The following is a 23,938-nucleotide window of genomic DNA, read 5'->3' on the forward strand; positions in this document are numbered from 1 at the left end:
GCATACTCATCCGTGCGGCCCGCCGCACGGTGGTGCGCACCCGTGCGCGAGAATCGGTTCGTGACCTCAGCGACCCGGCGGCCAGAGCGCCCCTCCTCCCTCGTCCCGCCCAGGCTGATCGCCACCGATCTCGACGGCACCCTGTTGCGCGACGACAAGTCCGTCTCACCGCGCACGGTCGCCGCGCTGGCCGCCGCCGAGCAGGCCGGCATCGAGGTCTTCTTCGTCACCGGACGCCCGGCCCGCTGGATGGATGTCGTCAGCGACCACGTCCACGGCCACGGCCTGGCGATCTGCGGCAACGGCGCCGCCGTGGTCGACCTGCACGGCGGCCCCGGCGCCCACCGCTTCGTCAAGGTCCGCGAGCTGGCCAGGCAGAACGCCCTGGACGCCGTGGCGCTGGTGCGCGAGGCGGCGCCCGGCACGGTGTACGCCGTGGAACAGACGTACGGCTTCCACCAGGAGCCCGACTACCCGAAGCTGCACATGGAGCGGCCCGACACGCTGGCGCCCGCCGAGGAACTCCTCGCCGAGGGCGCGGTCGCCGCCGCCGAGCCCGTGCTGAAGATCCTGGCCCACCACCCGGACATGGACCCCGACGCGTTCCTCACCCTGGCCCGCCTCGCCGTCGGGGACCGCGCCACCGTGACCCGGTCCAGCCCCAGCGCCCTGCTGGAGATCAGCGGTCCCGGTGTCTCCAAGGCCAGCACGCTCGCGCTGTGCTGCGCCGAGCGCGGCATCTCCCACGAGGAGGTGATCGCCTTCGGCGACATGCCGAACGACGTCGAGATGCTGACCTGGGCGGGCCGCTCGTACGCGATGGGCAACGCCCACCCGGACGTCCTGGCCGCGGCGTCCGGCCGGACGGTCGGCAACAACGAGGACGGCGTGGCGGTCGTGATCGAGCGCCTCCTGGCCGAACAGCCCTGAGCGAAGGCCCCACGGCCGCGCGGCACCGGCTGTTCGGTGCCGCGCGGCGGAGGGCCGGCGCTCGCTGGATTCACGCCCACCACGCCGTGCCCACCACGCCGTGCCCACCACGCCGTGCCCACCACGCCGTGCCCACCACGTCACGCTCGCTGCGCCACGCTGCCACACCCGCTACGCCGCCGCGACCGCCGTCGCACCGGACAGATCGCTCTCCGCCTCCCGCGCCAGCATCTCCCGCAGGGGACCGTCCGTCGCCGCCAGTGCGGCGTACGAGCCGCGCTGCACGGTCCGGCCCTCGGCCAGCACGATGACCTCGTCGACCGCGTCGAGACCGGCCAACCGGTGGGTGATGAGCAGCGTCGTACGGCCCTCGGTCGCGGCCAGCAGGTCGGCCGTGAGCGCGTCGGCGGTCGGCAGGTCGAGGTGTTCCGCGGGCTCGTCGAGGACCAGGACGGGGAAGTCGGCCAGCAGGGCCCGCGCCAGTGCCAGCCGCTGACGCTGGCCGCCGGAGAGCCGGGCGCCGTGCTCCCCGACGAAGGTGTCCAGCCCTTCTGGCAGCCCGTCCACCCAGTCCAGGAGCCGCGCCCCGGAGAGTGCCCCGCGCAGCTCCTCCTCGGTGGCGTCCCGGCGCGCCAGCAGCAGGTTCTCGCGCACGGAGCTGTCGAAGAGGTGCGCGTCCTGCGCGCACAGTCCCACCAGCCGCCGTACGTCGTCGCCGTCGAACGCGGCGGCGTCCGTGCCGCCCAGCGTGTAGGTGCCGTTCTCCGTGTCCAGGAAACGCAGCAGGACCTGGGCGAGGGTGCTCTTGCCGGCACCGGAGGCACCGACCACGGCGATGCGCCGGCCCGGCGTCAGCGTGAGGTCGAGCCCGGTGAGCGCCGGCTGCCGCTGCCCGGGGTGGCGGGCGGTGAGCCCCCGCACGGCGAGCGGGAACGGCGAGGCGGGCGCCGGCCGGGGGTGTTCCGGCTCGCGCACGGGCTCGGGGGCGTCGAGGATCTCGTACACCCGCGCGGCACCTCGCCGCACCCGCTGCCGGTGCCGTACGGCGAGCGGCAGTCCGAGCACCGCCTCGAACGCGGCGAGCGGGGTGAGGACGACCACCGCCATGGCGACGCCGTGCAGTCGTCCGGCGGCGACCGCCTGGGCGCCGGCGACCGCGGTGGCCACCACGGTCAGGCCGGTGATCAGCGCGGTCAGCCCGTCGCCGAGGGCGGCCGCGGCGGCCGAGCGGGAGGCGATCCGGGTGAGAACACCGTCGGCCCGTCGGGCCCCGGCGATACGGGCGGGCAGTGCCCCGGCGACCGTGAGTTCGGGCGTGCCGGTGAGCAGGTCGGTGACACGCGTGGCCAGTTCGCCGCGTGCGGGCGCCAGCCGGCGCTCCGCCCGGCGGGCGACGGCACCGGTGAGCAGCGGCACACCGGCTCCGGCCGCGAGCAGCCCGACGGCGAGGGCGGCCCCCGCCTCCGGCAGCAGCCACGCGGTGAACCCGACCGCGCCGACCGACACCACGCACGCGGCACCCACCGGCAGCAACCACCGCAGCCAGTAGTCCTGCAGCACGTCCACGTCCGCGACCAGCCGGCTCAGCAGGTCGCCGCGCCGGGTGGTGCGCAGCCCGGCGGGGGCCAGCCGCTCCAGCCGGCGGTAGACGGCGACCCGGGTGGCGGCCAGCATGCGCAGCACCGCGTCGTGCGAGACGAGCCGCTCGGTGTACCGGAAGACGGCCCGGCCGATGCCGAAGGCCCGGGTGGCCGTGACCGCGACCATCAGATACAGCACCGGAGGCTGCTGGGAGGCCCGGGAGATCAGCCATCCGGAGGTCGCCATCAGGCCGACGGCGCTGCCGAGCGCGAGGGCGCCGAGCAGCAGGGCGAGCAGCAACCGCCCGCGCAGAGGCTGCGCCATCGCCCGCACCCGGGCGAGGACACCGCCCCGGGATGCCCGGGGAGCGCCGAGAACGGTTCCGTCGGCGCTTTCGGGTGCCCGGTCCGGCGTTTGGGGGGCCCGTCCGGTTCCGGCCGCGTCGTCCGTCCGTCCGGGGACGGCGGCTTCGGGCACCGGCTCCAGCCGCACCACCCGGTCGGCCACCGACAGCAGGGCCGGCCGGTGCACCACCAGCAGCACCGTGCGGCCCACCGCCAGCCGCCGCACCGCCTCGACGACCTCCGCCTCGGTCCTGCCGTCCAGCGCGGCCGTCGGCTCGTCGAGCAGCAGGACGGGCCGGTCGGCGAGGAAGGCCCGGGCCAGCGCGATCCGCTGCCGCTGGCCGGCCGAGAGCCCGGCCCCGTCCTCGCCGAGCACGGTGTCCGTGCCGTCCGGCAGCGCGTCGACGAATTCCAGGGCCCCCGCGTCCGCCAGCGCCCGGCGCACGGCGGCCCCGTCGGCGTCGGGACGGGCCAGGCGTACGTTCTCGGCGATGGTGCCCGCGTACAGGTGCGGGTGCTGCGGCACCCAGGCGAGGCGGGAGCGCCACTCGTCCAGGTCCGCCGAGGCCAGGTCCGCCCCGCCGACCCGCACCCGCCCGGCGTCGGGCCGTACGAAGCCGAGCAGCACGTTCAGCAGCGTCGACTTGCCGGCGCCGCTGGGACCGACGAGGGCGACCGTCTCGCCCGGCGCGATACGGAAGGAGGCACCGGTCACCGCGTCGGACGCGCGGCCCGGGTACCGGACGGTCACTCCCTCGAAGGCGATCTCCCCCTCCGGCAGCCGCCGTGTGCCGGCGGCCGGTAGGGGGGTCTCCAGTACGTCGAAGATCTCCTCGGCGGCCGCGAGGCCCTCGGCCGCCGCGTGGTACTGGGCGCCCACCTGCCGCAGCGGCAAATACGCCTCGGGAGCGAGGACGAGGATGACCAGCCCGACGTAGAGGTCCATGTCGCCGTGGACCAGCCGCATGCCGATCGTGACCGCGACGAGCGCGACCGAGAGCGTGGCGAGCAGCTCCAGCACGAACGAGGACAGGAAGGCGACCCGCAGCGTCCGCATCGTCGCCTGCCGGTACTCGCCGGTGATCCGACGGATGGATTCGGCCTGTGCCTTGGCCCGGCCGAACACCTTGAGCGTCGGCAGTCCCGCGACCACGTCGAGGAAGTGCCCCGACAGCTGGGACAGCAGCCGCCACTGACGGTCCGTCTGGGCACGGGTCACCCAGCCGATGAGGATCATGAACAGGGGGATCAGCGGCAGCGTGCCGACGATGATCGCCGCCGACACCCAGTCCTCGGTCACCACCCGCAGCAGCACCGCCCCGGGGACCACCACCGCGAGCCCCAACTGAGGCAGGTAGCGCGAGAAGTAGTCGTCGAGGGCGTCGACGCCACGGGTGGCCAGCGCGACCAGGGAGCCGGTGCGCTGGCCGCCGAGCCATCCGGGGCCCAGTGCGGTCGCCCGCGCCAGCAGCCGGCCGCGCAGTTCCGACTTCACCGCCGCGCTCGCCCGGTGCGCGGCCAGCTCGGTGAGCCAGGCGACGAGTGCCCGACCGACGGCCACGGCGGCGAGCAGGACCAGCGGAGACCGCAGCGCCGCGAGCGAGTCGCCGTGCCGGAAGGCGCCGACCACCACCTCGGCGATGAGCATCGCCTGCGCGATGACCAGCGCCGCCCCGACGACGCCCAGGGCGACGACCGCCAGCATGAAGAAGCGGGTGGCACGCGCGTAACGCAGCAGACGCGGGTCGATTGGTTTCACGTGAAACACACCCTCGGGGTCGAAGAGGGGTGAAGCAGGTGTGTTTCACGTGAAACACACCTTGCCTCCCACGGGTCGTGGATCAGTGCGCGGCGTCCGCGATGTGGTGGGTGCCGATGCGCTTGCGGAACACCCAGTAGGTCCATGCCTGGTAGAGCAGCACGAGCGGCGTGGCGATGCCGGCGCACCAGGTCATGATCTTCAGGGTGTACGGACTCGACGAGGAGTTGGTGACCGTGAGGCTCCAGTCCGGGTCGAGCGAGGACGGCATGACGTTGGGGAAGAGAGTCAGGAAGAACATCGCGACCACGGCCACGACGGTCAGTCCGGACAGGGCGAACGCCCAGCCCTCCCTGCCCGTCCGGGTCGCCCCCAGCGCGGTGACGAGCGCGGCCACGGCCACCACGAGAGCCACCAGCGAGCCGGTGTCCCCCTTGTCGGCCTGCGTCCACAGCAGGAAGACGAGCGCCAGAACGGCGGTCGCCGCCCCGACCCTCAGGGCCAGCCGCCGCGCCCGCTCCCTGATCTCCCCGATGGTCTTGAGGCCGACGAAGACGGTGCCGTGGAAGGTGAACAGCGCCAGCGTCACCACTCCGCCCAGCAGGGCGTACGGGTTGAGCAGGTCCCAGACGTTGCCGACGTACTCGAGATCGGAGTCGATCTTCACTCCGCGCACGATGTTGGCGAAGGCCACGCCCCACAGGAAGGCCGGGAGCAGCGAGGCCCAGAAGATCGCGGCCTCCCAGTTGCGCTGCCACTTCTCCTCCGGACGCTTGGCCCGGTACTCGAAGGCGACACCACGCACGATGAGGCAGACGAGGATGACCAGCAACGGCAGGTAGAAGCCGGAGAACAAGGTGGCGTACCACTCGGGAAAGGCGGCGAAGGTCGCACCGCCCGCGGTGAGCAGCCAGACCTCGTTGCCGTCCCAGACGGGGCCGATGGTGTTGATCAGCACCCGCTTCTCGGAGCGGTTCCGGGCCAGCAGCCGGGTGAGGACGCCGACCCCGAAGTCGAAGCCCTCCAGGAAGAAGTAGCCGGTCCACAGGACGGCGATGAGGACGAACCAGACGTCGTGAAGTTCCATGAGGTGAGCGCTCCCCGGCCTAGTAGGAGAAGGCCATCGGCTTGTCGGCGTCCCGCGAGTCGCCGCCGATCTTCGTAGGTGGGTTGAGGTCCGCCTCGGTGAGCTCGGGCGGCCCGGCCTTGACGTACTTGACCAGCAGCTTGACCTCGACAACGGCGAGGATCGCGTACAGGGCGGTGAAGGTGAGCATCGAGGTGAGCACCTCGCCCTGCGAGACTCCGGGGGAGACCGCGTCACTGGTACGCAGGACGCCGAAGACGGCCCAGGGCTGACGGCCCATCTCGGTGAAGATCCAGCCCCAGGAGTTGGCGAGGAGCGGGAAGCCGAGGGTGAGGATCGCCGCGCTCCAGTACCACTTGGTCAGCGTGGGGCCGAGCGCCTTGTTGCGGAAGAGCACCAGGTGCGGCACCTCCTCGTCGCCGACCCTCAGATGCTGTGGCAGCAGGAACTTCTTCCGGGTGAGCCACAGTCCGGCCGCGCCCAGCGCGAAGGACGTCATGCCGAAGCCGATCATCCAGCGGAAGCCCCAGAAGGTGACGGGGATGTTGGGCCGGTAGTCGCCGGGGCCGAACTTCTGCTGCTCGGCCTTGTTGACGTCGTTGATGCCGGGGACGTACGAGGAGAAGTTGTCGTCGGCGAGGAACGAGAGCAGGCCGGGGATCTCGACGGCCACGCTGTTGTGGCCCTTCTCGACGTCGCCGTACGCGAACACGGAGAAGGGGGCGGGGGACTGGCCGTCCCACAGCGCCTCGGCGGACGCCATCTTCATCGGCTGCTGCTTGAACATGACCTTGCCGAGGACGTCACCGCTGACGGCGGTGAGCAGCCCGGCGACGACCACGGTGACCAGGCCCAGCCGCAGCGAGGTCTTCATCACCCGTACGTGCTTCTTGCGCAGCAGGTGGAAGGCGGCGATGCCGACCATGAACGCGCCGCCGGTGAGGAAGGACGCGGACAGGGTGTGGAAGGCCTGGCTGAGGGCGGTGTTCTGGGTCAGCACGGCCCAGAAGTCGGTGAGTTCGGCCCGGCCGCGGGATTCGTTGATCCGGTAGCCGACGGGGTGCTGCATCCAGGAGTTGGCGGCGAGGATGAAGTAGGCCGACAGGAAGGTGCCGAGCGACACCATCCATATGCAGGCCAGGTGCAGCTTCTTCGGCAACTTGTCCCAGCCGAAGATCCACAGTCCGATGAAGGTCGACTCGAAGAAGAAGGCCAGGAGCGCCTCGAAGGCGAGGGGGGCGCCGAAGATGTCGCCGACGAAGCGCGAGTAGTCGGACCAGTTCATGCCGAACTGGAACTCCTGCACGATGCCGGTGACGACGCCCATCGCGATGTTGATCAGGAAGAGCTTGCCCCAGAACTTGGTGGCCCTGAGGTACTTCTCTTTTTCCGTCCGCACCCAGGCGGTCTGCAGGCCGGCCGTCAGCGCGGCCAGCGAGATCGTCAGCGGGACGAAGAGGAAGTGGTAGACGGTGGTGATGCCGAACTGCCAGCGCGCCAGGGTCTCCGGCGCCAGAGCCAGTTCCACGTCGTCTCTCCTTACGTCGCCGTGGTCACGACGCGGCGAGCGCACGCCCCACGGCATGCGATTCGCACACGTTGCGGCGCGTACACAGCACGCATCTCGGGAGGAACCGGGACGCGCTTGTGAACGCGTTCACATTCACAAGCAATTATGGCGCATGCGTGTACGGCGGCGGAGCCCAGGGGGTCCCCCGACGACGAAAGTGGGACGCCTCACACGGAACACCTCACGAACGCCCCATGGCGGACGTGTCCCAGGGCCGTACGAGGAAGGCCGCAAAGAGCCGTCGCGCGCGAGGCGGCGCCGCAGTGGACCGGCATGCGAAAGGGGCCGGTCGACACCTGCCACGACCGGCCCCTCGGCGGCGACGGAACCCCGCGAACGCCTCAAAGCTCCGCTCAGAGCTTGCCGCGGAAGCCCTCCGCGGCCTTCAGGAAGATGTCGTTGGCCTCCGTCTCCCCGATGGTGATCCGCACACCGTCCGGCGGGTACGGCCGGACGACGACACCCGCCCGCTCGCACGCCTGTGCGAAGTCCACCGAGCGCTCCCCCAGCCGCAGCCAGACGAAGTTGGCCTGCGAATCGGGCACCGTCCAGCCCTGCTCGCGCAGCGACTCGACCACCCGGTTCCGCTCACATACCAGCGAACCGACCCGGCCGAGCAGTTCGTCCTCGGCGTTCAGCGAGGCGATCGCCGCGTCCTGGGCGAGCTGACTCACCCCGAACGGCACCGCCGTCTTGCGCAGCGCCGCGGCCACCGGCTCGTGACCGATGGCGAAGCCCACGCGCAGCCCCGCCAGCCCGTACGCCTTGGAGAAGGTCCGCAGCACGCACACGTTCGGTCGCTCGCGGTACAGCTCGATGCCGTCCGGCACCTCGGGGTCCCGGATGAACTCGCGGTAGGCCTCGTCCAGGACCACCAGGACGTCTCCCGGCACCCGGTCGAGGAACGCCTCCAGTTCCGCGCGGCGCACCGCCGTGCCCGTCGGGTTGTTCGGGTTGCAGACGAAGATCAGCCGCGTGCGGTCGGTGATCGCCCGGGCCATCGCGTCCAGGTCGTGCGCCTCACCCGGCGTCAGCGGCACCTCCACCGGCGTCGCCCCGCTGATCCGTGTGATGATCGGGTACGCCTCGAAGGACCGCCAGGCGTAGATCACCTCGTCGCCGGGACCACTGGTGGACTGCATCAGCTGCTGGGCGACGCCGACCGACCCCGTACCCGTGGCGATGTGCGAGACCGGGACGCCGAAGCGGTCGGCCAGTTCCTGGCTGAGCGCGGTGCACGCGAGGTCCGGATAGCGGTTGAAGGACGCGGCCGCCGCCAGGACGGTCTCCATGACACCCGGCAGCGGGGGGTACGGGTTCTCGTTGGAGGACAGCTTGTAGGCGACCGGGCCGCCGGCCGCCGCCGCGGGCCTGCCCGGCTTGTAGGTGGGGATGCCTTCCAGCTCGGCACGCAGCCTCGGGCTCGTCTCACTCACCGCAGTCCTCCTCGCGCACACCGCCGGTCCCGGGCGCATGCTCGGTACCGGCGTCCAATGCTTCTCACCTTATGAGGATTCGGCGCCCATGCGAATGGCCTGTGGACAACGTGGACAACACGGACCGCGGCGAACCACCGGCCGACCACCGGCCGACCACCGATGATGGCAACGGCCGACCCACCGGCGACCCATCCGCCAGACACCGGCCGGCCCACCCGCGAAGAACCGATGCGTCCGCGGAGCGGGCGGTGGCCGGTTCCCGCGTCGGTCACCGGCCACCGCCCGCCCTCGCACGAAAACGCATGAAGGCGCACGAATCGGGGGGCGCGCCGATTACGCACGCACGCGCCGGTGGCGCACCCCCTGGCGCGCATCACCCGTGAAGGTGAGTTGAGACCTCTTCGAAACATGACCCCCTCGGCAGGCCCATGCGCGCCGACAAGCCAGGTACTGGCTTTGTATCGTTCAACTACCTTGCATTCCAAGGTAGTTGCGCATCTTGAACCTTGCAGAAACGTGCCTGTCAACGGGTGCATATGCGTCCGCACTACCCCACCGCATGAGCCCTACTATCGGCTCGCCATGACAGCAGCAGGGAAGCACCAGGTGAGCCGGGCGGAGACCGCACGGCGGGGCGGCCGGCCGGGCCGAGCGGGCATCAGAGACGTCGCCGCCGCCGCCGGGGTCTCCATCACGACCGTCTCCGACGCCCTCAACGGAAAAGGCAGGCTCCCGGACGCCACCCGGCGCCACGTCCGCGAGGTCGCCGACCGGCTCGGCTACCGCCCGTCGGCCGCCGCCCGGACGCTGAGAACCGGCAAGTCCGGGCTGATCGGCCTGACCGTGACCACGTACGGGGATGAACCGTTCACCTTCACGGAGTTCGCGTACTTCGCGGAGATGGCCCGGGCCGCCACCTCGGCCGCGCTCGCCCGCGGCTACGCCCTGGTGATCCTCCCCGCGACCTCGCGCCACGACGTGTGGTCGAACGTCGCCCTGGACGGCACGGTCGTCATCGACCCCTCCGACCAGGACCCGGTCGTCAGCGAACTCGTCCGCCAGGGCTTACCGGTGGTCTCCGACGGCCGACCGGCGGGCGCACTGCCGGTCACCGCCTGGGTCGACAACGACCACGAGGCCGCCGTCCTGGACATCCTCGACCACCTCGCCGACGCCGGCGCCCGCCGCATCGGCCTGCTCACAGGGACGACCACCGACACGTACACCCGCCTGTCCACCACCGCCTATCTGCGCTGGTGCGAGCGGGTCGGACAGGATCCGGTCTACGAGGCCTACCCCGCCCACGACCCCTGCGCCGGCGCCGTCGCGGCGGACCGGCTGCTCGCCCGGCCCGACCGCCCCGACGCCGTCTACGGCCTGTTCGACCCCAACGGCACCGACCTGCTGGCCGCCGCCCGCCGTTACGGCCTCCGCGTCCCCGACGACCTGCTGCTCGTGTGCTGCAGCGAGTCGACGGTGTACGCGAGCACCGAGCCGCCGATCACCACCCTCTCCCTCAAACCCCGCCGGATCGGCACGGCGGTGGTGCAGCTGCTCATCGACGCCATCGAAGGGGTGGAGTCGCAGCAGCCGGTGGAGCAGGTGATACCGACCGAGCTGATCATCCGTACGTCGTCCCGGCGTCGTCCGCCGCGCACCACCGTCAGCCCGCCGCGCACACCGGAGAGCTGAGACCTGCCCACCCCTCCCCGGACACCCCGGGGCCCGCGGGACGGCGGACCGCACCCGGGGGGAACGCGCGTCCGCGGGACCCCGGTGGGGCGGTGAACCGTCGCCCGGGGGTGGGGCCGCAGTGCCGCCCGGGTGACGCACACGTGTCCCCGGCCGGCCCGGCGCGCATCCTGCCGTCCGCCGCCACCCCGGGAAAGCCCTGCCCAAACGGGGCGAAAGCCGCGGCGGACCGGCCGCTGCCCCGATTCACCACCCCTGGGTCGTCACATGGCGCTATCCGCATTCCTATGATGGGCCCACACACCGCGGGCCGCTGCGACCAGGCAGTCCGATGCGGTGCAGCTGCGACGCGATGGTGGAGGGGTCGATGACTCAGGGGGCCGGTCAGGGACCCGAGGCGGAGCAGGCGGCGACGGTGCGCGACTTCCGGGTGCCCGCGTACGTGCAGGAGACCGGTCCGTTCGTCTCCGAGGGCCGTCCCGGGGAGGTCGGCGTTCCCCCCGAGGCGCCCGGGGAACAGCCCGGCGGCCGGCCCGTTCCCCATTCCGAGGAGTACCCGGAGGGACATGCGGAGAGGTACGCCGAGGGATACCCGGAGGGGTACACCCCCACCGAGCGCGACCTGCCGGTGATCAACCGCGGTGACACCGTCCAGGTCGTCGTCGATCCCGCGCCCGCCCCGGTGGCACAGCCCCTCGCCGCCACCGGTGAGGGCCCCGGCCCCCTGTTCGTGGTCGGCGACGTCCACGGCTACCTCGACGAGCTGGTGGCCGCGCTCCAGGAGAAGGGCCTCCTCGACTCCGCCGGCCGGTGGTGCGCCGGCACCGCCCGGCTGTGGTTCCTGGGCGACTTCACCGATCGCGGCCCCGACGGCATCGGCGTCATCGACCTGGTGATGCGGCTCTCCGCCGAGGCGGCGGCGGCCGGCGGCTACTGCAAGGCGCTCATGGGCAACCACGAGCTGCTGCTGCTGGGCGCCAAGCGGTTCGGCGACACACCCGTCAACTCGGGCGCGGGCACCGCCACCTTCCAGGCGGCCTGGCTGCTGAACGGCGGCCAGAAGACCGACATGGACCGCCTCCAGGACCACCACCTGCAGTGGATGTCCCGCCTCGACGCCATGGAGTCCGCCGACGGGCACCTGCTGGTGCACTCGGACACCACCTCCTACCTCGACTACGGCCGTTCCATCGAAGAGGTCAACGACACCATCCGCGAGACGCTCACGCGCAACGACGCGGACGAGGTGTGGGACCTGTTCCGCAAGTTCACCAAGCGGTTCTCGTTCCGCGACGAGGGCGGCGCCGACGCCGTCCGCTCCCTGCTGGACGTCTACGGCGGCACCCGCATCGTGCACGGCCACAGCCCGATCCCGTATCTGCTGGGCGAGGTCGGCTCGGAGGACGGCGAGGACGCCGGGCCGCCCGTGGTCGAAGGACCACACCTGTACGCCGACGGACTCGCCCTCGCCATGGACGGCGGGGTGACCATGGCCGGAAAGCTGCTGGTCCAGCAACTACCGCTGGCGCGCTGACCGTTCGCGGAAGGTCCGGCCCGGGGACACGGAACGCCCCGGGCGAGGGGCAATTTCTCGAAACCCCCTGTCTCCGCGTGCGGTCGCGGCTCTACCATCGGCTTATCCGTAGCAGGCTCCCCTCCGTTTCTGCCCGACGGCTCGTCAGCATGCCGAGCCCCAAGCCCTACGGAGCATCGGGGGATGCACATGAACAGCGTTCCGCAGCACCTGCACAGTGAGGACCGCCAGGAATACGAGCGGATCCTCGACGAGGCGCTGCGCTCCGCCGCACACCGTCCGGAACTGGCCGCCCTCGTGCAGCGGCTCAACCCCGAACAGCTGCGCACCATGGCGCTCAGCGCCACGGCGTTCATCACCGCCGCCGCCGCGGCCGAATACCACCACTACGTGAAGGTCCGCGAGGAGCTGCGCCGCCCGGCCCCGTCGGCGCCGTCGCTGCAGGACGACCCCGCCACGGAGACGGACGTCGGCGGGCTGGGACTGGCCGCCGCCGTCGGCGAGGCCGCCGCGGGGGCCGGGGCCGGCGCGGTCGTCACCGTCCTCGCCCCCGTGCTCGCCGGGACCGCGGCAGTGATCTTCCTGCTCGTCGGGTACGTCATGAAGATGATCAGCCCGGAGCCGGCCTTCGCCCGGACCCTGCTGACCACCGGGTGGGTGTTCGGCGCGGTCACCGCGGTGGCGATCCTGGTCGCCGCGGTCGGCCTGCTGCTCACCGCCCTGCGCAACAGCTCCACCGTCCAGCACGGCGGCGCCGAGGGGGACACGTACGAGGAAATGCTGCGGGCCAGGGAGGCATGGCACGAGGCCCTGCTGGAGCGCGGCATCCTGCCGTTCCTCCGGGACGCCCTGACCGACCCCGACCGGGCCGCGCTGGACGGCCCGGTGCCCTCGACGCCGCAGAGCCGCATCCCGCACCTGGGCTACGACCGCCCCGGCTTCAGCAGCCCCGACGAGGGCATGTCCTCGGGCCCCCGGCCCCGCTACTCCAGCCCCGACTTCTCCAGCCCGGACTTCGGCGGCCCGGAGCACCGGCCCGAGTGAGCGGGGGGCCACAGGGGGCTCGGCATGCCTTCGAACAGGTACGCAGTGGACTCACCACGTGCAGATCCGTCTCGAAGGTGGACCGACCCGGCAGGGGCCCGGCAGAGGTCACTGCCGAGAAGCCGGGTGGGCGGCGCTCCCGCCCTCCTCCCCGCCGCTCTGATGGGCAAGCAGGTCGAGCGGCTGAGGGACGCCCACCGCCGTCGAGCGTCAGCGGTGTTCCCTGGCCGACTGTTCCAGGGAACACCGCCGTTCCGACAGTCAGTCCGCCAGCGGCAGGTAGACCCGGTTCCCGCTCTCCGCGAACTCCTTCGACTTCTGGAGCATCCCCTCCGCGATCTCCTCGGCCGTCGCTCCCTCGGCCGCCGGGCCACCGAATCGCTCGGCGATGTTCTGGCTGATCTTCATCGAGCAGAACTTGGGGCCGCACATCGAGCAGAAGTGGGCCGTCTTGGCGGGCTCGGCCGGCAGGGTCTCGTCGTGGAACTCACGGGCCGTGTCCGGGTCGAGGGCCAGGTTGAACTGGTCCTCCCAGCGGAACTCGAAACGTGCGTCGGACAGCGCGTCGTCCCACTCCTGCGCACCGGGGTGCCCCTTGGCGAGGTCGGCTGCGTGGGCGGCGATCTTGTAGGTGATGACGCCGGTCTTGACGTCGTCACGGTTGGGCAGGCCCAAGTGCTCCTTGGGCGTGACGTAGCAGAGCATGGCCGTGCCCCACCAGGCGATCATCGCGGCACCGATGCCGGAGGTGATGTGGTCGTACGCCGGAGCGACGTCCGTCGTCAGCGGGCCGAGTGTATAGAACGGAGCTTCATCGCAGATCTCCTGCTGAAGGTCGATGTTCTCCTTGATCTTGTGCATCGGGACGTGTCCCGGGCCCTCGATCATCGTCTGTACCTGGAAACGCCTGGCGATCCGGTTGAGTTCCCCGAGCGTGCGCAGTTCCGCGAACTGCGCCTCGTCGTTGGCGTCCGCGATGGAACCGGGCCGCAGGCCGTCGCCGAGGGAGTACGTCACGTCGTAGGCGGCGAGAATCTCGCAGAGCTCCTCGAAGTGCTCGTAGAGGAACGACTCCTTGTGGTGGGCCAGGCACCAGGCGGCCATGATGGAGCCGCCGCGCGAGACGATGCCGGTCTTGCGGTTCGCGGTGAGCGGCACATGGGCGAGGCGCACCCCGGCGTGCACGGTCATGTAGTCCACGCCCTGCTCGGCCTGTTCGACGACCGTGTCCTTGTAGACCTCCCAGGTCAGCTCCTCCGCCCTGCCGTCGACCTTCTCGAGGGCCTGGTAGAGGGGGACCGTGCCGATGGGCACGGGGGAGTTGCGCAGCACCCACTCGCGCGTGGTGTGGATGTTGCGTCCCGTGGACAGGTCCATGACCGTGTCGGCACCCCAGCGGGTCGCCCAGGTCATCTTCTCGACCTCCTCCTCGATGGAGGAGGTGACGGCGGAGTTGCCGATGTTGGCGTTGACCTTCACCAGGAACCGCTTGCCGATGATCATCGGCTCGATCTCCGGGTGGTTGACGTTCACCGGCAGCACCGCGCGCCCCGCCGCGATCTCCTCACGCACGACTTCCGGGGAGACGTTCTCCCGGATGGCCACGAACTCCATCTCGGGGGTGATCTCTCCCCGCTGTGCATAGGCGAGTTGGGTCACTGGCGTTCCGTCCCGGCCGCGGCGCGGCTGGCGGGGCCGTCCGGGAAAGACCGCGTCGAGGTTGCGCAGCCCCCCGCGCGGCGAGGTGTGCTTGATCCCGTCGTCCTCGGGCCGGACCGGACGTCCCGCGTACTCCTGGGTGTCGCCCCGGGCGGTGATCCAGTTCTCGCGCAGCGCCGCGAGACCCCTGCGGACATCGGTCCCAACAGTGGGGTCGGTGTACGGGCCCGAGGTGTCGTACAGCGTGACCGACTTCCCGTTGGTGAGGTGCACCTGGCGGACCGGCACGCGCAGATCGGGGCGCGAACCCTCAACGTACGCCTTGTGCCAGCCGATGGACGTTCCGGCCTCCTCGCCGTGGGACGTCCCGCCGGGGTTCCTCTCGGAGTCCCCGACAGAGCCCACACTGACGTTCTGTGCGGAGGCAGGCGTGCGTGTGTCCTTGATGGTCATGAGACCTACTCCCTACGCCGGCATTACCCGGTAACAGGTTCAGCGGTCGACGCAGCGAGGTCCGCCGGCGATGTTCCACGTGAAACATCGCCTCTGCGGAGGTCAGCGCCCTCTCAGCCCGGTGCTCCGAGCTCCCGCGTGTACTAAGGCGCTTTTACGCTAACGCCTGCGTGGCAGGACTGAACAGTGGGCCCCTGCTGTTCTTGCGATGATGCGTCGGTGACCACGCCCTCTCAGCACCCGCATCACCCTCCCCATCAGCACTCGCCACACGAGCAGCCTCCGTCTCGGCCGGACAACTCCCAGGGGAGTGCCGGCCACTCCCACAGCCACGGCCACGGACCGGCGGCGCCCGCCTCGCAGCGGCTGCGGAAGGTCATCACCGCCGTCCTCGTCCCGTTCGCCGTCGCGGTGGTCGCGGGGCTGGTCGTGCTCTGGCCCGGCGGTGTTCCGTCGCACGAGCGCACCGGCGTCGGCTTCGACCGCCAGACGCAGCAGGCCACGGTGACCAAGGTGGTCCGGGTGGACTGCGCGGCCGTGGGCGCCGTGGGTGGTACGGGCACGGGCGGCCCGGGTGCGGACGGGACGTCCGCCGACGGCGCCTCGGCCGACGGCGGCACCCCGGGTTCCGGCGCGGGGGACTCCGGTGCGTGCAAGAAGGCCACGGTCCGCGTCGACACGGGCAAGGACAAGGGCCGCACCTTCACCGAGTTCGTCCAGCCGGACCAGTCGCGGCAACTGGACCAGGGCGAGAAGGTCGTGGTCTCCTACGAGCCCTCCGCACCGAAGAACCTGCAGTACTCGGTCACCGATGTGAAGCGCACCCTGCCCATGGCGCTGCTCGCGGGCATCTTCGCCGTCGCCGTGGTGGTCGTGGGCCGGATGCGGGGCCTGGCCGCCCTGATCTCGCTGGCCGTCAGCTTCCTGCTGCTGTCGTTCTTCATCCTGCCGGCGATACTGCAGGGCTCGAACCCGCTGGCGGTGGCGGTGGTGGGGTCGAGCGCCATCATGCTGATCGCCCTGTACATGTGTCACGGCCTCACGGCCCGCACCTCCGTCGCGGTGCTCGGCACGCTGATCTCGCTGGGGCTGATCGGTGCTCTCGGCTCGCTGTTCATCGGGTGGGCCGCACTCACCGGGAACACCGACGACAGCACCGGCCTGATCCACGGTCTCTATCCGGACATCGACATGAGCGGCCTGCTGCTGGCCGGGGTCATCATCGGTTCACTCGGGGTGCTCGACGACGTGACGGTGACCCAGACGTCCGCCGTCTGGGAACTGCACGAGGCGAACCCCGTCATGGGCCGCAGGGCGTTGTACCGCGCGGGCATACGGATCGGTCGCGATCACATCGCCTCGGTCGTCAACACCCTGGTCCTGGCCTACGCGGGTGCGGCTTTGCCCTTGCTGCTGCTCTTCTCCGTCGCGCGGAGCGATGTGGGGACGGTCGCCACCAGCGAGCTGGTCGCCGAAGAGATCGTGCGCACGCTGGTCGGTTCCATCGGCCTGGTCGCCTCGGTGCCCGTGACCACCGCCCTGGCCGCGCTGGTGGTCTCCGCGGACCGCCCGGGCGGGGCGGGCCGGGCGACGACACCGCACGGGGGCGAACAGCCGGCCGCCCGAGTCGGCGGGGGGACGGCGGTGGTGCCCCCGGCGCGCGGCGCACGGGGCCGTCGCCGCAAGCGCTGAGGTGTGCGGGCACAGGCGTGCGAAAAGGCGTGCGGGCGGGCAGCTGAAGCGTTCCTTCACATCCCGGGCCGTCCATGTGACGGACGGCGCTCACCCCGCGCTCTGCTCCTCGGCGAGGATTCGGTCCAGCGCCTCGTCGAGCAGGGTGTCGAAGTCCGCGAGGGAACGCTCCTGCCCCAGGGGGACCAACCTGTCCGTGCGGTCGAGGAAGGCCACGAGCGGCGCCGCCCCGGACCGGAACACCGCACAGTCGGCACCGACCTGAAGTCTGATCAGTACCTCACCGATCGTGTGGGGGTCCGCGGGCGCGATGTGCACGTCCCCGTCACCGCACGGTCGCCCCACCCCGTCGATCAGCAGTTCGCGCCCGAACGCCCAGGTGACGGGCGCGTCACCGGGAAGATGGAAGGTCAGCCGCACGGCGAAGGGATCGCAGGTCTCGTAGCGCAGCTCCACGGGGATCCGGAAGGAGAGTTCCTCCGAGACCAAGAAGCTCATCATGACCTCCGCCTGCACTACGGACTCGCTCATCGCCTACCCCGTCAGTTGCCGTCGACTGGCCAGGAATCACCTGACACTGCCAGAGATCTTGCAGACAGTACACAGGAGATCACAAGGAGTGAGTTTTCAGATACTGATAGACAGGGCGAGCGAGCCGGCCAACCGACCCATCTCGTTCTGCAGCCGGCGCACCACGGGCAGCAGCCGATCGGCCTGGTGACAGGGGAGGGAGACGGCCACGGTCGCCGCGGTCGTTCCGGCGGTGAGCGGGAGGGCGGCGCAGACCGTGCCGAGCGCGTACTCCTGCCGTTCGAAGACGGGTTCCATACGGCCGATCCGCTCCAGGCGCCGCAGCAGCGTGTGCGCGTCGGAGACCGTGTACGGGGTGATCGCCCGTACGGGGTGGCGGTCGATGTGGTCGCGGCGGGCCTCGTCGTCGAGCTGGGAGAGCAGACACTGGCCGATCGCGTGGGCGTGCCCGGTCTCCCGGAAGTCCGCCCATTCCGCGACCGCCGGGTTCCCCGGGGTGTCCGCGACCGAGACGACCTCGATGCCGCCGGCGCGGTAGACGGCGTAGTAGACCGGGACTCCGAGCATGTCGCGCCAGCGCGCGAGGGCGTCCTCGACCGTGCTGCGACGTTTCTGCCGGGCTCCGCTCCTGCTCAGCCGCTCGGCGGCGTCCCCGAGGAAGAACATCCCCTTGTCGCGGCGGAGGTAGCCCTCGTGGGTCAGCGTGCGCAGCAGGTGGTACGTCGTGGGCAGGGCCAACTGCGTCTCGCGGGCGAGCTGCTTCGCGGTGGCGCCGTACTCGCGGTCGGCCACGCACTCCAGCAGGCGCATCGCCCGCTGCACGGAGCCGATCAGAGTGGTCGCGTGCGACTCCCGCAGCGATGGCGTTCGCTGGACGGGTGGTGCGTGGATCTCTGCGGGTACGGAACCGACCGTGGCCAAGGGGCACTCCCGGAGCGCGAGGAGGGGCCGCCCGTGCGGGGAGACACGGGAGGGGTGTGCGCCGCCCGCAGGGGCGGATCGGCCCCGTGCGGAGATCCGGACTCTAATCGCCCGTCACCGCTCGCATCCGCCGCTGCCGGGAAACTTCCCCCGCGCGAGGGAACCCCGCGTTTCTGTTGCTCGCCCGGTGCCGCCGCGGGCGGGCCACCCGCCGTCGACGGCGCGCACGGGGAGCACCGGCCCCGCGCCGGTGGTCTCACCAGTCGCCGTGCGAGGACGAACCCGCCATGAACTTCCGCACGATGTAGATGAGGCCGCCGACCAGCGCGACGAACAACAGCACCTTGAACAGCACCCCGATGAGGAATCCGAGCACGCTGGCTATCAGGCCGCCGAACACGACGAAGGCGATGACCGGCACCGCGATCCACTTAACCCACCACGGCAAACCCGCGAAGATCTCTCGCATCGCTCTGTCCTCACCTCTCCGCCCGGCGCACCCGCTGTCCCGCTCTCGGAACGTGTCGCACGGGTCCTGCTGTGTACTGCCTTCGATGCTAGGGCCGCGGGGGGCCGGAACGGTGGCCGCGCACCCCTTGTCCTCCCCTGATCGATCCCCTAGGGAACCCTGAGGGAGAAGCTCAGCTCTCCGGCGGAGAGAACACCACCAGCACCCTGAGATCCTCGGTGATGTGGTGGAACTTGTGGGTGACACCGGCAGGCACGTAGACGACGCTGCCGCGGGCCACCTGCGTGGTTTCCATACCGACGGTGATCGACGCCCGCCCGCTGGCGACGTAGTACACCTCGTCCTGCTGGTGCGGCTGCTGGGGGTCGACGGCCCCCGCGTCCAACGCGTACAGGCCCACCGACATATTGCGTTCGCGCAGGAACTGCAGGTAGGCCCCGTCGTTGGCGGCGCGTTCGGCTTCCAGTTCGTCGAGCCGGAATTCCTTCATCTTCCCCGTCCGCTCCTGTCCAGCGACACCGCGGTGCCCGCGGTCCCGTAGTGCACGCCCGTTGATCTCTTCTGCCACGATCGGAGACGATCAGACACATGAAGAATTTTGTAGTCAAGACGATCGCCAACGCGGGCGCCCTGGCGGTCGCCGTCTGGCTGCTCGACAAGATCACCCTGAGCGGTGACAGTACCGGCAAGGAGGCCGGCACTCTCATCCTGGTCGCGCTGGTGTTCGGCGTGGTGAACGTGCTGGTCAAGCCGGTCGTGAAGGTGCTGACCTTTCCGCTGTTCATCCTGACGCTCGGTCTGATCACCCTGGTGGTCAACGCGTTGATGCTGCTGCTGACCTCGTGGGTGGCCGGGAAGATTCACCTGAGCTTCCACGTCGAGGGCTTCTGGACGGCTGTCCTCGGCGGCCTGATCATCTCGGTCGTCTCCTGGGCACTGCACGTCATCCTCCCCGACGAGGACTGACCGGGGCCGCCGGACGCCCTCGGGGCGTGACCTGAGAGCCGGTGGGGGCGTGACCTGAGAGAGCCGGTAGGGACGTGACCTGAGAAAATGGACGCGGCGAGCCTCCGCTCGGTCCGGTCCGCTCGCCCTGGACGCGCAGGAGACGGAGGCACAGGCGGCATGAGCGAACGCCAGGTGAACAGCGGGGCCACCGGGAACACCGGAGACGATGGAGTCACCGGGAACACCGTAGTCACCGGGGAGACGCAGGACATCGGTGACGGGACCCGCGCGGTGCGTGCGGGGCTGCCCGAACCGGTGAAGTATGAGCCGACCCTCCCCGGCCCGGTCTTCGCCGCTCATTTCCATCTGCCCGGAGAACCGACCGGCCCGTACACCTACGGCCGCGACGACAACCCCACATGGACGCTGCTGGAGCGCGCCATCGGCGAACTGGAGGCGCCCGGCGCCGAGGAGGTGCGGACACTCGTCTTCGCCTCCGGGATGGCGGCGATCTCCTCGGTCCTCTTCTCCCAGCTGCGCGCCGGAGACGCCGTGGTCCTGCCCGAGGACGGCTACCAGGCGCTGCCTCTGGTGCGCGAGCAGCTGACCGCGTACGGCATCGAGGTACGCACCGCGCCGACCGGCGGGGATGCCCAGCTCGACGTTCTCGAGGGGGCCCGGCTGCTGTGGATCGAGACCCCGTCGAACCCGGGTCTCGACGTGTGCGACGTCCGCCGGCTGGTCGCGGCGGCACACGCGCAGGGCACGCTCGTCGCCGTCGACAACACCCTCGCCGGCCCGCTCGGACAGCGGCCGCTCGAACTGGGTGCCGACTTCTCCGTGGCCAGCGGTACCAAGATGCTCACCGGGCACGGCGATGTGCTCCTTGGCTACGTCGTGGCGCGGGACGCCGAGCGGATCGCCCCGGTCCGGCACTGGCGCAAGATCGTCGGAGCGATCCCGGGGCCGATGGAGGCCTGGCTCGCACACCGCTCGCTGGCCACGCTCGCACTGCGGGCCGAGCGTCAGACCGCCAACGCGCTCACCCTCGCGCAGTCGCTGCGGGACCGCCCCGAGGTGTCCGGACTGCGCTACCCGGGTCTGCCGGACGATCCCTCGTACGCCCTCGCCTCGCGGCAGATGCGTCACTTCGGCAGCGTGGTGTCGTTCACGCTGGCCACGCGGGCGCGTGCCGAGCGTTTCCTCGACGCGCTGCGGCTGGCCGACGACGCCACGAGTTTCGGCGGCGTGCGGTCCACCGCGGAACGGCGCGGCCGCTGGGGCGGCGACGCGGTGCCGGAGGGCTTCATCCGCTTCTCCGTGGGCGCCGAGGACCCGCAGGATCTGGTGGCGGACGTGCTGCGGGCGCTGGAGGAGTCGGCGGACTGAACGAGTCCGCGTACCGGGCGAGTGAGCACGGCCTCCGCGCGGCGGAAGCGGGTGGTCCGAACCTCCCCCCTCGTGGCTCGGACCGCCCCGTTTCCGCGCGCGAAGAACCGCCCGACCAAGGCTAGTTGACTCTGTGTCAGTGTCCAATCACAGTAGCGACAGGCCCCTATCGACTTATTTATAGTTGGGCGCCTGCGGGGGCAGGCACCGCCGCCGTGAGCGGTGCCGCGCGGGTGGCGCGAGGGAAGGAAGCACCATGGACTTGGCCCTGCTGCGCACGTTCGTCACGGTGCACCGGGCTGGCTCCTTCACGCGCGCCGCCGCTCTGCTCGGCCTGTCACAGCCCGCCGTCACGTCGCAGATCCGTACCCTGGAGCGGCAGTTGGGCCGCCCGCTCTTCCTGCGACAGGCCCGCGGGGTGACTCCGACGACCATCGGCGACGAGCTGGCCCACAAGGCCGCACCGCATCTGGACGCCCTGGTGGAGATCACCGAGACCGGACTCGACGACGATTCCTCCTTACGCACGCTCCACCTGGTCGGTCCGCCCGAGTTCACCGCCGAGCGGGCGCTTCCCGCGCTCATGGAACTGGCCGGGGACGACGGCCAGGGGTTCGCGCTCCGGGCCTCCTTCGCCAACCCGGACGGGGCTCTGGAGGGCCTGGCCGCGGGACATCACGATCTGGCCATCACCACCGCCCGTCCACGTGGGGCGCTGCTCACCGCGACCCCGCTCTGTGACGAGGAACTCGTCCTCGTCGCATCCCCCCGGTGGGCCGGGCACCTCGCCCCCGACCGCCATCATCTGCGGGGCGGCTCCGCCCTGGAGAACCTCCCGGTGGTCGAGGTCCATGAATCGCTGCCGTTCGTCGCCCGCTACTGGGCCGCCGTCTTCGACGCGCACCCGGCCGCCTCCGGCACCGTCGTCGTCCCGGATCTTCGTGCGGTTCTCGCGTGCGCCACCGGGGGCGCCGGACTCGCGGTGATCCCGCGCTATCTGTGCGCGGCCGCCCTGCAGCGCGGTGAGCTTCTCGCCCTGCTCGATCCCCCGGTACCGCCGCTGCGCACCTACTTCCTGGCGGTGCGCACCGGCACCCTCGCGATGCCGCACATCGCGCGCGCCCACGACTGGCTGCTGCGCAAGGCTGCGGGCTGGTTCTGACCGGCCACACCACCCCGTCACGCGCCGGGAGCCGACAGATCGCACTCCCCGCGACACAGGGCTGAAGCCGGCGGACCACGTCACCCGCGGCACACAATCGATGTCGGCGGACCACTGTCTGAACGGCGGCGCGCGTCCACCTACCCGCCTCGGATGTTTCACGTGAAACACCCGGCATGTTTCACGTGGAACCAGCTGGGCCACATTTCACGCATGACCGTTCGTCCCGTGGTCAAGCGCACCGCCCGCGCCGTCCTGCTCGACGGCGACGCGCTTGTCCTCATCAAGCGGACCAAACCGGGTGTCGATCCCTACTGGGTCACGCCCGGTGGCGGGGTGGAACCGGACGACCCGACCGTGGTCGACGCACTCCACCGGGAGGTGCACGAGGAGCTGGGCGCCAAGATCAGCGATGTGGTCCCCTGCTTCGTGGACACCGTGGAGCACATCGGCGAGGACGCCGGGTCAACCGGAGTCAAGGTGCAGCACTTCTTCGTCTGCCGACTGGAGTCGATGGACGAGCGTCTGCGACACGGACCCGAGGTGGAACAGCCGTGCGGCGAGTACGAGATCGTCCGGGTGCCGTTCACACGGGTCGGGATCGCCTCGGTCCATCTTGTTCCGTTGTCACTGCGGCACTACCTCGACGGCAATATCGAGGGCGTACGAGCGATGCTCGCCCCCGACCTCGGCTGAGACGCTGCGCGCGACCCCGCGGTGTGGCCAAAAGTCCGGGGTCGTCGGGCAAAGCGGTGGACGGCGGAGCGGTCCGTCGGACAGCCTGACCTGCGTGCCGACACTTTCCCCCGCCGTTCTGCCCATCCGCCGCCTGACACCGCGCGATGTCACCGCGTGCGCCGACCTGTCCGAGGACCGGGGCTGGCCCCGTGAGGAACACAAGTGGGGGCTGCTGCTCGCCGCTGGACAGGGTTACGGCATCGACGCCCCCGAGGGCGGTCTGTCCGGCGCCTGCGTGGTCACGGACTACGGCCCTTACGGACGCCCGGACCTGAGCGCGATCGGCATGGTGCTCGTCGCCTCGCGGTATGCGCGCCAGGGTGTCGGCCGACGGCTGATGCGGCATGTAGTGACCGAGGCCGGCACCACGCCACTGACCCTGTTCGCGACGCCGAACGGCCGCCCTCTCTACGAGGAGCTCGGCTTCAAGGTCACGGGGCGGGCCGAGATGGTGCGCGGCCACTTCCTCCCCGATGCCGCGGAGCCCGGCGTCGGCACCCGGGCGGCGACCGCGGAGGACCTCTCGTCGATCCTCCGTCTCGACACTGAGGTCTTCGGCAGCGACCGCACCCACATGATCACCCGTCTCCCCGCCTTCGCCGACCGGATCCGGGTGGCGTACGAGGACGGCCGGCTCATCGGCTACGCGGCCGCCTGGCCCAACATGGACACCCATGTCGTGGGCCCACTGGTCGCCCGGGACACCCGGACCGCCAAGGCCCTCGTCACCGCTCTCGCCGAGGGCGGGGAGCGGCCGCTGCGCACCGACATCGACGTGCGGCACGAGGAGCTCCTCGCCTGGCTGAAGGAGCGGGGGCTGGTGTCGGTCGCCTCGAACGCCGTCATGACCTACGGCATCACCGACCTGCCCGGGGACTGGACCCGGCGGTTCGCGCCCTTGACGGTCGCAGCGGGCTGACCCCGACTGAGCGCCCCGTTCGACGGTCGTGGCGTGCTGACCCCCGGCACGGCACGACCGGCCGAGGTCGGCGGCTG

19 protein-coding genes and 1 riboswitch are annotated in these 23,938 nt (G+C 70.9%); of the genes, 10 read left to right on the forward strand and 9 right to left on the reverse strand.

Going from position 1 to position 23,938, the window contains the following annotated elements:
- The first annotated feature begins 60 nt into the window (after positions 1 to 60).
- Positions 61 to 930 (forward strand): Cof-type HAD-IIB family hydrolase, encoded by an 870-nt coding sequence (locus QFZ64_RS17575; RefSeq protein ID WP_307066807.1) that lies wholly within the window; start codon positions 61 to 63, stop codon positions 928 to 930.
- A gap of 171 nt (positions 931 to 1,101) precedes the next feature.
- Here QFZ64_RS17575 and cydD read toward each other — a convergent pair whose 3' ends face one another.
- The 4 genes from cydD to hisC all read right to left on the reverse strand — a co-directional run bounded on the left by cydD (position 1,102) and on the right by hisC (position 8,707).
- Entirely contained in the window at positions 1,102 to 4,614 is a 3,513-nt protein-coding gene (gene cydD, locus QFZ64_RS17580) for a thiol reductant ABC exporter subunit CydD (RefSeq protein ID WP_307066809.1), read from the reverse strand.
- A gap of 82 nt (positions 4,615 to 4,696) precedes the next feature.
- Positions 4,697 to 5,701 (reverse strand): cytochrome d ubiquinol oxidase subunit II, encoded by a 1,005-nt coding sequence (gene cydB / locus QFZ64_RS17585; RefSeq protein ID WP_307066811.1) that lies wholly within the window; start codon positions 5,699 to 5,701, stop codon positions 4,697 to 4,699.
- 19 nt (positions 5,702 to 5,720) lie between these two features.
- Positions 5,721 to 7,229 carry a cytochrome ubiquinol oxidase subunit I gene (locus tag QFZ64_RS17590; protein WP_307066813.1) on the reverse strand — a complete coding sequence of 503 codons (1,509 nt, stop codon included), beginning with the start codon at positions 7,227 to 7,229 and terminating at the stop codon, positions 5,721 to 5,723.
- A gap of 395 nt (positions 7,230 to 7,624) precedes the next feature.
- Positions 7,625 to 8,707, reverse strand: coding sequence for a histidinol-phosphate transaminase (hisC, locus tag QFZ64_RS17595; protein ID WP_307066815.1), 1,083 nt, complete (start codon positions 8,705 to 8,707; stop codon positions 7,625 to 7,627).
- 585 nt (positions 8,708 to 9,292) lie between these two features.
- Here hisC and QFZ64_RS17600 point away from each other — a divergent pair.
- The 3 genes from QFZ64_RS17600 to QFZ64_RS17610 all read left to right on the forward strand — a co-directional run bounded on the left by QFZ64_RS17600 (position 9,293) and on the right by QFZ64_RS17610 (position 12,980).
- Positions 9,293 to 10,402, forward strand: a complete 1,110-nt coding sequence (locus QFZ64_RS17600) for a LacI family DNA-binding transcriptional regulator (RefSeq protein ID WP_307066817.1) — start codon at positions 9,293 to 9,295, stop codon at positions 10,400 to 10,402.
- 352 nt (positions 10,403 to 10,754) lie between these two features.
- Positions 10,755 to 11,936 carry a metallophosphoesterase gene (locus QFZ64_RS17605; protein ID WP_307071748.1) on the forward strand — a complete coding sequence of 394 codons (1,182 nt, stop codon included), beginning with the start codon at positions 10,755 to 10,757 and terminating at the stop codon, positions 11,934 to 11,936.
- Positions 11,937 to 12,119: 183 nt separating this feature from the next.
- A complete protein-coding gene (locus tag QFZ64_RS17610; RefSeq protein WP_307066819.1) occupies positions 12,120 to 12,980 on the forward strand; it encodes a hypothetical protein in 861 nt (286 codons plus the stop codon).
- A gap of 261 nt (positions 12,981 to 13,241) precedes the next feature.
- Here QFZ64_RS17610 and thiC read toward each other — a convergent pair whose 3' ends face one another.
- Positions 13,242 to 15,092: a phosphomethylpyrimidine synthase ThiC gene (gene thiC, locus QFZ64_RS17615; RefSeq protein ID WP_307066821.1), complete on the reverse strand. Its 1,851-nt coding sequence runs from the start codon at positions 15,090 to 15,092 to the stop codon at positions 13,242 to 13,244.
- Positions 15,085 to 15,240: riboswitch (TPP riboswitch) on the reverse strand. (Overlaps the previous gene by 8 nt.)
- 71 nt (positions 15,241 to 15,311) lie before the next feature.
- Between thiC and QFZ64_RS17620 the strand changes: the two genes are divergently transcribed.
- The gene (locus QFZ64_RS17620; RefSeq protein WP_307066824.1) at positions 15,312 to 16,784 is read left to right on the forward strand and encodes a YibE/F family protein; all 1,473 of its coding nucleotides are present in this window, start codon (positions 15,312 to 15,314) and stop codon (positions 16,782 to 16,784) included.
- Between the two features lie 90 nt (positions 16,785 to 16,874).
- Here the strand turns inward: QFZ64_RS17620 and QFZ64_RS17625 are convergent, their stop codons facing one another.
- The 4 genes from QFZ64_RS17625 to QFZ64_RS17640 form a co-directional block, all read right to left on the reverse strand.
- On the reverse strand, positions 16,875 to 17,315 hold the full coding sequence (locus QFZ64_RS17625) for an SsgA family sporulation/cell division regulator (RefSeq protein WP_307066825.1): 441 nt from the start codon (positions 17,313 to 17,315) through the stop codon (positions 16,875 to 16,877).
- Positions 17,316 to 17,411: 96 nt separating this feature from the next.
- Complete coding sequence (locus QFZ64_RS17630; protein WP_373430754.1) at positions 17,412 to 18,149, reverse strand: IclR family transcriptional regulator; 738 nt, start codon at positions 18,147 to 18,149, stop codon at positions 17,412 to 17,414.
- A 343-nt stretch (positions 18,150 to 18,492) separates the two neighbouring features.
- Positions 18,493 to 18,705, reverse strand: coding sequence for a DUF5326 family protein (locus QFZ64_RS17635; RefSeq protein WP_307066827.1), 213 nt, complete (start codon positions 18,703 to 18,705; stop codon positions 18,493 to 18,495).
- Between the two features lie 172 nt (positions 18,706 to 18,877).
- On the reverse strand, positions 18,878 to 19,195 hold the full coding sequence (locus QFZ64_RS17640; protein ID WP_307066830.1) for a cupin domain-containing protein: 318 nt from the start codon (positions 19,193 to 19,195) through the stop codon (positions 18,878 to 18,880).
- A gap of 98 nt (positions 19,196 to 19,293) precedes the next feature.
- Between QFZ64_RS17640 and QFZ64_RS17645 the strand changes: the two genes are divergently transcribed.
- From QFZ64_RS17645 to QFZ64_RS17665, 5 genes are all read left to right on the forward strand, one after another.
- Positions 19,294 to 19,671: a phage holin family protein gene (locus tag QFZ64_RS17645; protein ID WP_307066832.1), complete on the forward strand. Its 378-nt coding sequence runs from the start codon at positions 19,294 to 19,296 to the stop codon at positions 19,669 to 19,671.
- A gap of 159 nt (positions 19,672 to 19,830) precedes the next feature.
- Complete coding sequence (locus tag QFZ64_RS17650; protein ID WP_373430624.1) at positions 19,831 to 21,042, forward strand: cystathionine gamma-lyase; 1,212 nt, start codon at positions 19,831 to 19,833, stop codon at positions 21,040 to 21,042.
- Between the two features lie 256 nt (positions 21,043 to 21,298).
- Positions 21,299 to 22,204, forward strand: a complete 906-nt coding sequence (locus QFZ64_RS17655; RefSeq protein WP_307066836.1) for a LysR family transcriptional regulator — start codon at positions 21,299 to 21,301, stop codon at positions 22,202 to 22,204.
- Between the two features lie 213 nt (positions 22,205 to 22,417).
- Positions 22,418 to 22,900, forward strand: a complete 483-nt coding sequence (locus QFZ64_RS17660; RefSeq protein WP_307066838.1) for an NUDIX domain-containing protein — start codon at positions 22,418 to 22,420, stop codon at positions 22,898 to 22,900.
- Positions 22,901 to 22,994: 94 nt separating this feature from the next.
- Positions 22,995 to 23,861 (forward strand): GNAT family N-acetyltransferase, encoded by an 867-nt coding sequence (locus QFZ64_RS17665; RefSeq protein WP_307066840.1) that lies wholly within the window; start codon positions 22,995 to 22,997, stop codon positions 23,859 to 23,861.
- Positions 23,862 to 23,938 lie beyond the last annotated feature (77 nt).

Origin of the sequence: Streptomyces sp. B3I8 (assembly GCF_030816915.1) — a bacterium.
Classification (GTDB): domain Bacteria; phylum Actinomycetota; class Actinomycetes; order Streptomycetales; family Streptomycetaceae; genus Streptomyces.